Raw genomic sequence first — 524 nt, 5'->3', positions numbered from 1 at the left:
ATGTCATATATTACCGACCGCCGGGACCGTTGGCCGGTTGCCCTGCTCTGTCGTACGCTTGGTGTCAGCGAATCGGGTTACTATAAATTTCTGCGATCAAAAAGCAAACCGGATAAGCACGCAAATCTTTTGGCGCAAATCTATGAATTAATTCAGGAAGACGAAGAAAACGCCAATTATGGTGTTCGACGTATTTATGATTATCTTCGATTAAATCGGGACTATCATGGGAGTTTAAGGACAATCTACCGGATCTGTAAAGAAAATAATCTGATGATCCGCATGAAGATTAAACCCAATGGGATCACGAAAGCCGATGCCAAAGCGCAAAAGTCTGAAAACCTCATCAAACAGGATTTCACAGCGGAAGCGCCGAATCAAAAATGGCTTACTGATATTACAGAAATCCCCTGTAAAGATGGAAAACTTTATCTGGCACCCATTTTTGATTGCTATGACGGCAGTATCCGGGGCTTCAGGATGGATGACAACATGCGGGCAGACCTTTGTGTTGAAGCGTTTCA

At 43.7% G+C, this 524-nt stretch carries 1 protein-coding gene; it reads left to right on the top strand.

Going from position 1 to position 524, the window contains the following annotated elements:
* Positions 1–524: DDE-type integrase/transposase/recombinase (locus ACWI_RS00005; RefSeq protein WP_139142292.1), on the top strand; the 524-nt coding region annotated here is incomplete at both ends.

This window comes from Acetobacterium wieringae, from assembly GCF_001766835.1.
In the GTDB taxonomy this organism is placed as follows: Bacteria; Bacillota; Clostridia; order Eubacteriales; family Eubacteriaceae; genus Acetobacterium; species Acetobacterium wieringae.
The sequence above is the reverse complement of the archived record's forward strand: the minus strand, read 5'-3'. Positions and strand labels throughout refer to the sequence as shown.